An 11,453-nucleotide genomic window follows, 5' to 3' on the forward strand; every position below is an offset into this window, starting at 1 on the left:
GTTGATTGTTTAAGTCAATCACTCTTGAAAGTACTTTTGAAGTACTCAAATTATTGGAATTAACGTTGACATATTGTCATTCAGTTTTCAATGTTCGTTTTTTGCTGTTACAAGAAAACATTTTACTTTAAATGAAATTCTTTGTCAAGATTTAATTTAAAGTTTTTTAAATTCTTTGTTAATAAGTTGTTGTCTCGTTCAACATTTATTATCTTATAATGTTGTGAAGAAAGTTTCAAGCGTTAATTTTACACTTTTAATTATTCATTTACATGTGTTCAACATGAAAGAATTATTTTTACAATCTCCTCGAAACGACTTCCTTATCTTATCAAGTTGAACAAGCATCGTCAATACAAAAATAACCTTTATTATAAATCAAATTTACTATGTTTTTGAAAACTAACACGTATAGAGTTATTTTTACATCAAAACATTTAAAACAATGATTCTTTTATCTTTTAAAGCTACATTCTGCAACGTAATCTTTACTTTATCACATCACCATTTACCACTATGCCTTATAACATATGTAAAATACATACTTTACCTTTCTTTCATAAAATGTGATACATTATCGCTAATTCCTACTGACAACCTTTCATATATGATGAAGAGAACTATCTATGCTTAAAAACAAAAAAGACTTATTCATCAAAACGTATCATTCATACGCTTTCTGAATAAGTCTTCTCTCACTTATTGTTCGTTTTCAGCCTCTTTACACGATTGACAAACACCATATATCTCCATTCTGTGATGTGTAACGTCAAATTCTGTTACATGTTGCGCGAGTTGCTCAACCTCATGGAGTAAAGGATAGTGGAAGTCAACAATCTTACCACATTTTTCACAGATGACATGATAATGATTCTGTGTGTCGAAATCAAAACGACTCGAAGCATCACCATATGTTAACTCTTTAACAATGCCTGTCTTTTTAAATACTTTAAGGTTATTGTAAATCGTTGCAACACTTATATTTGGGAAGTCAGGTGATAATGATTGATAAATTTCATCTGCAGTTGGATGTGTTTCTGCTTTAATGAGGAAATTTAATATTGCTTGACGTTGCGGTGTAATGCGCACGCCTGCTTCACGTAAAGACGCTATTGACTCTTTTAATTGATGATCATGAGATTCCAATTCAGCAGTCATTAGGCTCACCCGTCTTTCTTATTAATAATAATTCTTACTTAATAATATATCGGGTTTACCTATTTATTGTCAATATTTATCTAATAGCCTTTATCAATATTCACCTTATTCTCAATCAATTCTCCGTTATTGAGAAAAGATTTTAAATTGTTTGAAAAAATATCAGTTGCTAATTTTTTGTTATCCGCATGGCTCCCTGAAATATGTGGTGTTAAAAACACGTTGTCCAATTGATAGAGTTCTGAATTAGAATCAAGCGGTTCCTGTTCAAATACATCTAAGTAGGCTTTACGAATCGAATTATTTCTTAATGCGTTGACGATGTCCGTCTCTCTCGCAATGGTACCTCGACCTAAATTGACAAATAATGTATGTGGATTCATCACTTTAAAATCTTCTGTTGTTAATAAATAGCGCGTATCTACTGTTTCCGGCAGCAAATTCACAACGATATCCGCTTTTTCATATACTTGTTGGCGATTTGAAATCGGATATGTCTCGTCAAAATAATCTGCAGTATGGCCTGTCGTATTTAAGCCTATCGTTTTCATCCCTAATATCTGTGCAACTTGTGCGGCGCGTTGGGGAATTTTTCCGGTTCCTAAAAATAAGATGTGCTGATCTTTTACGGATGGTGTTACACGTTTACGGTTATACACTTTTTCTTGTTGTTCTGCGTAGATTTCTTTTAATTCCTTATAATCATCTAATATGTACGCAAATAAAAATTCCGTTAATTGTTGTGCATGTACACCACCTGCATTCGACAACTGAATCCCTTTTTCCTTTAATGTTTCAAATGGTAAACTGTTGACCCCTGTTGCATACCATGCTATCCATTTTAACTTTGGTGCATTTTCGATAAAAGTTTCATTGACTTCTTGATGATATGAAATCAGTACATCCATTTCCTGTTGCACATCTATAGGCAATTCAGATGGATGTTTGTAAAATTTAAAGTCAATATCAGGGAAAGACTCTTGTAATCTAGCTTCTTGATCACCTAAGCGCATCAGTCCAACAACTAACATGTCACATCATCCTTCCAAAATAGCTTTTAACTGTGCCATTTGTTCCTTTACCTTTACTTTTTCAATGACATCCATTACTTTACCGTCTTCATCTATCACAAAAGTTGTTCGTACAATCCCCATTGATTCTTTACCAAAAGATTTCTTTAATTGGTAGACACCCACCGCTTCTGAAAGTCGGAAATCTTCATCTACTAATAAATCAAAGTTCAATTGATGTTTTTCGATAAAGTTTTGATGTTTGCGTTTTGAATCACCACTGACACCATAAACTTGCACATCTAAATCATTGAAATATGCAATGTTATCTCTAAAGTCGCACGCTTCTGTCGTACATGTCGGTGTATTGTCTCGTGGATAAAAATAAAGAATTGCTTTTTGTCCTTTTAATGAAGCATTTGTAATTTGTTCACCGTTTTGATTTTCTAATTGAAAGTCTGGAAATGTGTCGCCTTTTTTTAACATAACAACCCTTCTTTCTAATATCTTCTCATTTTATGATACGATAAGAAGGAAAAATATTAAATTAAAAGAGGTTGGTTGATTTATGAATTTTAATCGAAGCGAACAATTACAAACACAATCTAATGAATATATTTTAGGAGGGGTGAATTCACCGTCTCGTTCATATAAAGCCGTGGGTGGTGGCGCACCTGTTCTGATGAAGTCAGGAAAAGGTGCATATTTATATGATGTCGATGGCAATGAATATATCGACTACTTACAAGCTTACGGTCCTATTATTACTGGACATGCACATCCGCATATTACCAATGCCATCCAAGAACAAGCAGCTCTAGGTGTTTTATACGGTACGCCGACAGAATTAGAAATCGAATTTGCACGAAAACTAAGAACGGCAATTCCTTCATTAGAGAAAATGCGCTTTGTTAATTCGGGAACAGAGGCTGTGATGACAACGATTCGTGTTGCACGTGCCTATACAAATAGAGATAAAATCATCAAATTCGCTGGGTGTTACCATGGTCACTCTGATTTAGTACTCGTTGCTGCAGGTAGCGGTCCTTCTCAACTTGGTTCTCCAGATTCAGCTGGTGTACCGAAAAGTGTCGCTCAAGAAGTCATTACGGTGCCTTTTAATGACATTGAATCATTTAAAGAAGCGATGAAACATTGGGGCGATCAAGTTGCAGGTGTTTTAGTTGAACCGATTGTAGGTAACTTCGGTATGGTAGAACCTCAACCTGGATTTTTAGAAGAAGTGAACCGCGTAACACATGAATATGGCGGTTTGGTCATTTACGATGAAGTGATTACTGCATTCCGCTTCCATTACGGTGCCGCCCAAGATTTATTAGGTGTTTATCCTGATTTAACTGCTTTCGGTAAAATTGTTGGCGGTGGCCTTCCAATTGGTGGTTACGGCGGCCGTCAAGATATTATGGAACAAGTGGCACCACTCGGCCCCGCCTATCAAGCAGGCACAATGGCAGGTAACCCATTATCCATGAAAGCCGGCATTGCCTTGTTAGAAGTATTAGAACAACCGGGTGTCTATGAAAAATTAAATCAACTCGGTGAAAAATTAGAAGCCGGACTCCAAGCCGCTATTGATAAATATCAAGTTAAAGCGACTATCAATCGTGTATACGGGGCTTTAACGGTATACTTCACAGATGAAAAGGTCACACATTATGAACAAGCTGATGCTTCAGATGGCGAACAATTTGCGAAATTTTTCAAACTGATGTTACATCAAGGCATTAATTTAGCCCCATCGAAATATGAAGCATGGTTTTTAACAACTGAACATACAGAAGCTGATATTGATAAAACGATTGCGGCAGCGGATTATGCATTTAGCCAATTGTAACTTCACTATTGAAATTTGGGGTGTAACGGTGTATAACATGATTAAACCTATGCATGATTCAGGATTTAATTTAATCAAAGGAGCGCGATGATTTGAAACTGGGAGCTAGAATTTTAAAAACAGGTATCGCCATTATACTTGCGGTTTCGATTGCCTCACTGTTACCTCATGATGCTGGAATGGTGACTGTTGCAGGAATTGCAGCGGTCGTCGCCATGCAACCGAGTGTTTACCGGACATTTAAAACGATTGTCGATCAATTCCAAGGTAATGTCATTGGTGCCCTGCTCGCTGTAACGATGGTGACCATTTTCGGCAATAATATCATAATAATGGGTGCGACAGTCATTTTGCTAATTGCATTACTCTTCAAAATGAAAATCGCGCATGTTGCCACCCTTGCTACAGTGACAGCTTTAGTCATTATGGGACAACATGACGGCTCATTTTATATCTCAGCCTTATACCGTTTTTCACTCGTAATGATTGGGGTCATTAGTTCATTTATCGTGAACCTCACATTTTTACCACCGAAATTTGAAACGAAAATTTATTACAACTCATTAAATATTTCGACTGATATTTTTAAGTGGTTTAATTTAGTGTTAAATGATGCGACAGAATTCAATTATGTGAAGCAAGACCTCGAAAATTTACGTCAACGTATTGTCAAACTTGAGCAATTTCTTGAATTTTATAAAGAAGAACGTGTCTATACTAAAAAACAAGTCTTCGCTCAAACACGTAAGAAAATTTTATTTAAAGAAATCGTCTTGTCGACACGTGATGCGTATGATGTACTCAGACGGATGAATCGATATCAAAATGATTTGGTACATTTAAACCATGCATTGTTATTGCAAATCAAATTAGAAATTGATGAACTCACACAATTTCACGAACAAATTTTAATTAGTATTACGAAAAAGGCAAAGTTTGATGTAACGCTCGATCAACGTTTTGTACCGAATCCATTAAAAAAAGAATTGATTACCGCTTTTCAAGAAGAAGTCATAGCAGATCCAGAACCTGAAAACTTTTCTTACGCCAACATTATGCATATTATTTCAGCACTAGAAGAATATCGATACAACTTAGAGCATTTGGATCGTTTACGTGTGAGTTATTTTAAATACCACAATACAGACCCAGATATTGATATTATTGAAGAAGATTTTGATTTATAACAATAAAAGCTCGAGCAAGATGATTTTAACGTCAACTTGCTCGAGCTTTTATATGAAATCAGTACAACACCGAGAGCACTGACAATGAAAATGACTGTGCTTTTCATTTTAATTAAGTATCCGATTAACCCCATCCTTTTATAAGTGATGATATCAATGAATGTAGGTTAGCGAATTGAGTAATAGCCTTAAAATGAATTGAACACATCATCATTCGTTTTTAAGCGTTATCTCCCATTGCATTAATCAACTTTAATTGATACTGATGAATCGATTCAATTGCACCGTTTTGATATTTAATCGTGACATGTTCAGGTCCGATTTCAGTTGGACTTTTTACACCTACTGCTGCAGCTATATTAAATAACCCTTCATGCAAGCTCGTAATGTAATTCGTTACGCGATATTGTTTTTCATCAACGACAAGGGCTTCTTCTTTTTTAGGGTCTGTCGTTGCAACACCGACTGGACAAATATTTTTATGGCATTGACGACTCATAATACAACCGACACTAATCATCATCGCTCTGGCTACATTCACGAGGTCAGCGCCTAATGCTAACGCAATGGCAATTTTATCAGGTGTGACTAATTTTCCTGATGCAAAAATTTTCACCTTATCTCTTAATTGGTTGGCTTTGAGTAGACCGTCAACGATAGGCAGCGCCGTAAATAAAGGTAAGCCCACGCCATCTTGTAATTCTTGGAACGTTGCACCTGTTCCTCCCTCACCACCATCAATTGTGATAAATTCTGGATAGATCTGTAACGTTTGCATAGCTTCAATCATTCGCTTAAAGTCCTCTTGGCTACCAAGCACCATTTTAAAGCCCACTGGTTTTTGACTCATTCGTCGCAATTCATCAATCCATTTTAATAAATCATAAGCGTCATGAATAAAATCAAAACGGTTCGGTGAGTCGACTGTTTCATAGGGTTTGAGTTTACGAATTTTAGCAATTTCTTCTGTTACTTTTTTACCTTCAATATGACCGCCTCGTGTTTTTGCCCCTTGTGCCAGCTTAATTTCAAACGCTTTAACTTGAGGCCGTTGCGCGACTTCCATGAAATGATCAGGGTCAAATTGTCCATGCTCATCCCTTACACCAAATAAACCCGGACCAATTTGAAAAATAATATCAACATCACCGGCGAGATGATAGTCTGATAATCCTCCTTCACCGGTATTCATCCATGTGTTTGCCATACCTAAGCCTTTCGACAGGGCCGTAATCGCATTTTTACCCAATGCACCATAACTCATGCCCGACTGACCAACTAAACGTTTAACATAAAATGGATGTGTGACGTTTTCCCCAATTTTGACATAATGTTCGGGTGCTAAATAAAAGGGTTCAATTTTTTTGGCACGAATATGTTCTGAACGATTAAACAATGTTTCACTTTTAATTTGGTAGACAAATGTTGAAATCCATTCTTCATTATCCACCACGAGCTGATTTTTTTGCGTTGGAAACATCGCATTGTTAATAAAATAGCCATGCTCATAATTTTTCTGTGTACCAAAACTTGCACCTCTTGAGTTATATTTACCCGCAAGTACGATATTTTGATAGTCCATTCGCGAAAAAGGTTTATCCTCATTATCATTTAAAAACAAATATTGGCGCATTTCAGGACCAATATGTTCTAAAAAGTATCTTACGCGTGCAAGTACCGGATAATTACGTAATACACTATGTTGCTTTTGTCGCTTATCAAAAATTAAAAACGCAATGAATGCGATCACTGCAATGACTAATATCCCTACTAATAAAACGTTGATGATGAATTGAAGTACAGTTAAAAAAGTCATTGTAATCCCACTCCTTTTTCTTTTATTATACATGAAATATGGGACAAAACAGATTTATACGATTCCTATCAGTTGGAAATCACTGAATTGACAACCTGATCCTCAACCACCGCATTTATTTTTAAAGCTACATCGATTAATTGATAGCATGTTACATCCATTTACAACCATCAAAAAAAGACTAGGCGTGGGTGGCCTAGTCTTTAATATGGATCACTTATCATTGTGAAATCGCTTATAAATTTTGAATAGAGTAAAGTCGACGATATGCGCCATCTCGTTGCATTAACTGTTCATGTGAGCCTTGTTCAACAATTTCACCATTTTCAATGACAACGATTTTATTTGCATGCGTAATCGTTGAAAGTCGATGTGCTACGATAATAGTCGTCCGGTCATGACTCAGTTTTTCTAATGCCTCTTGAATAATGGCTTCACTTTCTAAGTCTAACGCACTGGTTGCTTCATCTAAAATAAGAATAGGCGGATCATTTAAGAATATCCGTGCAATCGATAATCGTTGTTTTTGTCCACCTGAAAGTTTCACCCCTCGCTCACCAACTTCTGTGTCATAACCTTGAGGCAATGCCATAATAAAGTCATGCGCATTGGCCAGTTTCGCCGCTTCGACCACCTCTTCAAATGATGCATCTGGTCGACCGAGTAAAATGTTTTCTTTCACTGTATCAGAAAATAGAATGTTATCTTGCTGTACCATCCCAATTTGTCGTCTCAAACTTGCCGTATCAAAATCTTTAACGTCATGTCCATCAATTTTTATATGTCCTTCAGTCACATCGTAAAAACGAGGAATGAGATGGATCAATGTTGACTTACCGCCGCCACTCATACCTACGAATGCAACTGTTTCACCATGTTGTATGTCTAAATTTAAATGGTTCAGGACATTCCGCTCTTCTGGATTGTATTTGAATGATACATTTTCAATTTCGATATGCCCTTCACGAATTGGAATCGCCTTAGCTTGTGGCGTATTTTTAATATCGTAAGGCTCGTCAAACAATTGAAAAACACGATCCATTGATGCAAAGCTTTGCGTTAATGTTGTAAATGAAGACACGAGACGACGTAACGGTCCGTATAATTGTTCAAGATAGCTCACAAATGCAGCAAGTGTCCCCACTGTTACTGATCCTGTAATCGCTAAATACGCACCGTAACCAATTACAATTAACGGCCCAATATCTGTCACAGTATTAATTGCAGAAAATGAATAGGCGTTCCATCGTGTATGTTTAAAAGCTTTATTTAAGAAGTTCGTGTTGCGCTGATCGAAATTTTTCGCCTCGTTCTCTTCAATCGCAAAGCTTTTAATCACAGCCATTCCATTGACACGTTCATGAAGGAAGCCTTGTGTTTCAGCGAGCTTTTGTGAACGTTCACGCGTCAGTGCTCTCAATCGACCGAAAAAGAAATAAACCGTTAAAATATAGAACGGTAAGACGACGATTGCTGCCAAAGTCAGATGGACATCTAAGAAGAACATGACCGATAATGCAATGATGATCGTAATACAGTCCAACCAGATATTCATCAATCCGGTCATAATGAAATCTTTCGTTTGTTCAACGTCATTAATGACACGTGAAATGACTTCACCTGCTTTATTGTTCGCATAGAACTTTGAACTTAATGCTTGTAAATGATCATACAATTTTTTTCGTATATCATATAAAATTTTGTTACTTGTCCATTGCGCCAAATACTGTCTTAAAAACTCTATCGGCGGGCGGACGACGACGAAAATAAAGCCCGCGATAAGCATAGACACTGCTAAACGCATTAACTTGTCATCTACTGTTAAAGCCGCATTATTAATCACATCGTCAATGACATATTTAATTAATAATGGAATGAGTAACGGAATACCAAACTTCAAAATCCCCACTATAATCGTTCCTATAATCAGCCATTTATACGGCTTTACAAACTCCAAATATCGTCTTATCAAACAATCTCCCCCAGTATTTTCCTGTATCATCAAACCCGTGTGTATATCATAAGTGAAATTAATATCGCACGTCTCTTTTACTGACGAATTGAACGGGAGTAAGAACAATTTCAGTTGTCTCACTCCCGTATTACGTTGTCATTGCATCTCGGTATTCATATTCAATTACATGCGATAAGATACTTTAAATGTTTTTCACCTTTTGAAATCGTTGGCGCCACACTTTAATAAAATCAGGTGCAAATGGTCCTTTTTTCTGCTCGATCCATTGTTGCAAAATATCAACATTCCGTCTTAGAATCATATCGATATCTTTCGGATAGTTCATTTGATTCATATGCTGTTCATACTCATCTTCATCCAATAAATGATACTTACCGTTTGGATACACTTTAATGTCTAAATCATAGTCGATATATTTTAACGCTTCTTCATCGCAAACAAAAGGTGACGATAAGTTACAATAATAATAAACGCCATCTTCACGAAACATGCATATGACATTAAACCAATATTCAGAATGGAAATAGACAATTGCAGGTTCACGCGTGACCCAAGTGCGCCCATCACTTTCTGTCACAAGCGTATGATCATTGCCACCGATGACGACATCTGCTGTTCCTTTTAATATTGTAGTTTCGGACCATACACGGTGTATATTGCCATCGTGTTTATAGGATTGAATTTTAATTGATTCCCCTTCTTGAGGTATACACGATTTGACCAACTTCTCACACCACCTTGTTAAAAATTCACCTCGTTATTATATCACATTCCAATCCTATTGCTTAATTATTCCGCTTCATTTATAGCGTTAAATATTTTAGTCATTGGGACTGGAAAAGAGTAGTTTTCTTTTTCAGCAGGTAACATCCATCGTCTTCCTTTTGTGATCATTTGTTCAGTGGCTTCATCCACAGTGGCTGTATGTACATTTAAATGCCACGTCAAATGTGTAAATTGATGTTTCACTTTCAAAACATTTTTACGTTGAATTATTAATTGTTCGATATCGATGGCTTCTGCTTCATTGTAATTTGCACCATGTTCCACCATCGGGAACTGCCACATCCCCTGTAATAACGATGCTGTACGCTGTTCTATTAAATAGGCCCCCGCTTGGTTTTGAATCACATACACATCAAAGTTCAATGTTTTTTTCTTCAACTTTTTCGTTTTCACAGGGCGTTCTAACACTGTCCCTCGTTCATACGCTTCACAATGCATTTGAACTGGACAAAACATACAAAGTGGTGCCTTGGGTGTACATACGAGTGCCCCTAATTCCATCATCGCTTGATTAAAATCACCTGACTGTTGTGCAACATATGGCGCAAGTTCATTTTCATAAGCTTTTCGCGTCGACTGAAGTGCTGTATCACGCTCATCATCATTTAACCGTGACCATACACGAAAAACGTTCCCATCCACAGTGGCTAACGGTAAATCGAATGCAATACTCATCACCGCAGCTTGGGTATAAGGTCCGACCCCTTTTAATTTCAAAAATGTTTCAGGCTGTTGGGGGACAATACCGTCATGATATGCGACAACTTCTTTTGCAGCCGTATGAAAATTACGGGCGCGACTATAATAGCCGAGACCTTCCCATAGTTTTAACACGTCATCTTCATGTGCATTGGCCAAATCTTCAATTGTGGGAAATGCTTCAACAAAACGATGATAATAATCTCGGACTGTATCGACTTGTGTTTGTTGCAACATCACTTCACTAATCCAAATATAATATGGATGTTTTGTTTCTCTCCAAGGCATTTGCCGTTGTTCCTTTTCAAACCATTTCAATAAATGTGGCTTGAATGTAAGTTCATCTATCATTTCAATTCTCCTTGTGCATATGAATGATTTTTGTTCATTTCAATTATCGACTATAATAAAGTTACGTTATATTGAAAAGAGTGAGACATTATGGATACTGCCACACATATCGCCATAGGTGTAGGACTTACAGCAATCGCAACGACTGATGCTGCCATGAGCGGAAACTTCGCTGCAACGGCAACAGTGCTGATTGCAGGTTCACTAATACCCGATAGTGATACTGTACTAAAATTAAAAGATAATGCAACATATATTTCAAACCATAGAGGTATTACACATTCGATTCCCTTTACTTTACTTTGGCCATTATTGATAACTTTGCTAGTCTATAGTCTTTTTACCCAAGTCAATCCTTTACATGTATGGTTATGGGCACAACTCGCTGTATTTCTCCATGTGTTTGTTGATATTTTCAACTCATATGGTACACAAGCGTTGCGCCCTATTTCGAGTAAATGGATTCAACTGAGTGTCATTAACACATTTGATCCGATTATTTTTGCGATTTTGCTCATTGGTATCGCTATTTGGGCCATAGGTGTACATCCTTATATTGTATTTATGCCAGTTTTAATCATCCTCATTGTGTATTATATATTAAGATTTCAAATGC

10 protein-coding genes are annotated in these 11,453 nt (G+C 36.7%); 3 read left to right on the plus strand and 7 right to left on the minus strand.

Going from position 1 to position 11,453, the window contains the following annotated elements:
- Nucleotides 1–699: 699 nt before the first annotated feature.
- The 3 genes from perR to bcp form a co-directional block, all read right to left on the minus strand.
- Nucleotides 700–1,158, minus strand: coding sequence for a peroxide-responsive transcriptional repressor PerR (perR, locus tag CD138_RS12460; protein ID WP_019169390.1), 459 nt, complete (start codon nucleotides 1,156–1,158; stop codon nucleotides 700–702).
- An 80-nt stretch (nucleotides 1,159–1,238) separates the two neighbouring features.
- Nucleotides 1,239–2,189: a phosphoglycerate dehydrogenase gene (locus tag CD138_RS12465; RefSeq protein ID WP_019169389.1), complete on the minus strand. Its 951-nt coding sequence runs from the start codon at nucleotides 2,187–2,189 to the stop codon at nucleotides 1,239–1,241.
- A 6-nt stretch (nucleotides 2,190–2,195) separates the two neighbouring features.
- A complete protein-coding gene (bcp, locus tag CD138_RS12470; protein ID WP_019169388.1) occupies nucleotides 2,196–2,654 on the minus strand; it encodes a thioredoxin-dependent thiol peroxidase in 459 nt (152 codons plus the stop codon).
- A gap of 82 nt (nucleotides 2,655–2,736) precedes the next feature.
- Here bcp and CD138_RS12475 point away from each other — a divergent pair, with 82 nt between their 5' ends.
- Nucleotides 2,737–4,023 carry a glutamate-1-semialdehyde 2,1-aminomutase gene (locus CD138_RS12475; RefSeq protein WP_019169387.1) on the plus strand — a complete coding sequence of 429 codons (1,287 nt, stop codon included), beginning with the start codon at nucleotides 2,737–2,739 and terminating at the stop codon, nucleotides 4,021–4,023.
- A 92-nt stretch (nucleotides 4,024–4,115) separates the two neighbouring features.
- Nucleotides 4,116–5,210: an FUSC family protein gene (locus tag CD138_RS12480; RefSeq protein WP_019169386.1), complete on the plus strand. Its 1,095-nt coding sequence runs from the start codon at nucleotides 4,116–4,118 to the stop codon at nucleotides 5,208–5,210.
- Between the two features lie 220 nt (nucleotides 5,211–5,430).
- Here the strand turns inward: CD138_RS12480 and CD138_RS12485 are convergent, their stop codons facing one another.
- From CD138_RS12485 to mutY, 4 genes are all read right to left on the minus strand, one after another.
- Nucleotides 5,431–7,026 (minus strand): FMN-binding glutamate synthase family protein, encoded by a 1,596-nt coding sequence (locus CD138_RS12485; RefSeq protein ID WP_019169385.1) that lies wholly within the window; start codon nucleotides 7,024–7,026, stop codon nucleotides 5,431–5,433.
- 235 nt (nucleotides 7,027–7,261) lie between these two features.
- Nucleotides 7,262–8,998: an ABC transporter ATP-binding protein gene (locus CD138_RS12490; RefSeq protein WP_019169384.1), complete on the minus strand. Its 1,737-nt coding sequence runs from the start codon at nucleotides 8,996–8,998 to the stop codon at nucleotides 7,262–7,264.
- Between the two features lie 184 nt (nucleotides 8,999–9,182).
- A complete protein-coding gene (ntdP, locus tag CD138_RS12495; protein WP_019169383.1) occupies nucleotides 9,183–9,725 on the minus strand; it encodes a nucleoside tri-diphosphate phosphatase in 543 nt (180 codons plus the stop codon).
- 65 nt (nucleotides 9,726–9,790) lie between these two features.
- Nucleotides 9,791–10,837, minus strand: coding sequence for an A/G-specific adenine glycosylase (gene mutY / locus CD138_RS12500; protein WP_019169382.1), 1,047 nt, complete (start codon nucleotides 10,835–10,837; stop codon nucleotides 9,791–9,793).
- A gap of 90 nt (nucleotides 10,838–10,927) precedes the next feature.
- On the opposite strand from mutY, the gene CD138_RS12505 reads away from it, so the two are divergent.
- On the plus strand, nucleotides 10,928–11,453 hold a 526-nt coding region (locus CD138_RS12505), incomplete at its 3' end, for a metal-dependent hydrolase (protein WP_142380758.1).

The sequence above is a fragment of the Staphylococcus intermedius NCTC 11048 genome (assembly GCF_002902385.1).
Classification (GTDB): Bacteria; Bacillota; Bacilli; order Staphylococcales; family Staphylococcaceae; genus Staphylococcus; species Staphylococcus intermedius.